The organism is Clostridium drakei (assembly GCF_000633595.2).
In the GTDB taxonomy this organism is placed as follows: Bacteria; Bacillota; Clostridia; order Clostridiales; family Clostridiaceae; genus Clostridium_AM; species Clostridium_AM drakei.
Genome location: NZ_JIBU02000087.1, coordinates 1 through 1454 on the forward strand (window position 1 = coordinate 1; position 1454 = coordinate 1454).

Sequence of the window (1454 nt, forward strand, 5' to 3'; positions counted from 1 at the left end):
TTTTAAATTTATGTTTTTATGAATAGTGGATTATTCCAATCATCTTCTATTGTAAATCTTTCATCTTTTATATCTTCAATAACATTTATTTGAAGCATATTCTTCTCTCTAAAACCTCTTAAACATCTAAAAAAATATAACTGCATTAGATTAAATGCTATTATTATAAACATTAAAACTGTCTCTACGCCCGTAGGGCTATGAAGAAAACAGTGGTCTAAATGCCATTCAGTTTTCAATTGATGAAAGACATTATTTTCAATGTCCCATCTTTTATGCATTATCTTCCACAAGGTTTCTACTGATGTGAATTTATCTGTTGTTATGATCCACTCTTCTTTAATTTCTATTTTATCTCCAGTATGAATTTCTTCTACAAATTTTATGAATCTTACTTCTATATCTGAATCAGACATTTGAAAATTATCATCATCCCAAGCTTTAATGTTTCTATAAGTATTTATGTTTTTCTTTATAGTCCAATCTTTATCTGCCTCCCGGCATTTAAATAGAGCTAATGCATCTTTTACAATGTGAAGCCTTTCATCCTTTACTCTTATCAATGCATTCATTCCTATAGAAAGAACTTCTTTTATCCATGTAGATTTACAGTAAAGGGCATCAGCCACTATGATGTCAGCAAAATGATGATACTGCTTATATAACTTTTTAATTAGTCGTTTACTACCCGTAGTCTCGCCTTCATCTTTACTAGAACTATCTCTTTTAGGTTCAAGCATTTCTTGTCCTAAAATAGTATGTGGATCAGTACCTACCATTGCACAAACTACTGATCTGTGAAAATAATGACTTACACCATTTTTATCAATCCTCGTAAGACAATTATTACAGCATTTTTTAATGCTATCAAATAATTCTACACCATCTATGGCAGCTACTTTTAAACCGTCTATACTTCCATTTCTGAATACTTTATTCTTCATAGTAGTTTTTATTATGTGTTTATTGATATTTTTTAAGCCATCAAGATCAAAATCACTCAAGCAACGCCTAACGGCATCAATGCGTAGCATTTTAGTATTTTTAGGTAATACCTTTTTAAATTTATTCTTTTCAATCCAATGTTCTAATCTATTAAAACTTCTTATTTGAAGCATGAATCCAAATAATACTACGAAAGATATTGTTGAAACTTTTACTGGAGATTTTATTATTTTATCTTTTAAACTATTGATTTTTTCACCTATATCATATACTTTATTAATATAAGTAAGTAATTGTTTTAAATAACTTTTACTCATTTTATCAGCATCCTTTTATTTTTATTTTAGTTTTTAGCAAAACCATTATAAAAAGGATGCTTTTATTATGCAAATTTTACCCATATAATTTCCAGTAAAAATGAGAATCTATTAATTCTACTGTAAATATTCATAAAGCTTTACAATCCAAAGGACTACCGTCCTAAAAATTTTTTAAGTGCTAAACTTCTG

1 protein-coding gene is annotated in these 1454 nt (G+C 27.9%); it reads right to left on the reverse strand.

Going from position 1 to position 1454, the window contains the following annotated elements; translation table 11 throughout:
* Positions 1 to 8 precede the first annotated feature (8 nt).
* Complete coding sequence (locus tag EG57_RS27175) at positions 9 to 1262, reverse strand: transposase (protein WP_032079725.1); 1254 nt, start codon at positions 1260 to 1262, stop codon at positions 9 to 11.
* Between the last annotated feature and the right edge of the window lie 192 nt (positions 1263 to 1454).

What these genes read in the sequence shown, in the direction of transcription:
- EG57_RS27175 (WP_032079725.1), bottom strand. Translation starts at nt 1,262, where the DNA reads ATGAGTAAAAGTTATTTAAAACAATTACTTACTTATATTAATAAAGTA.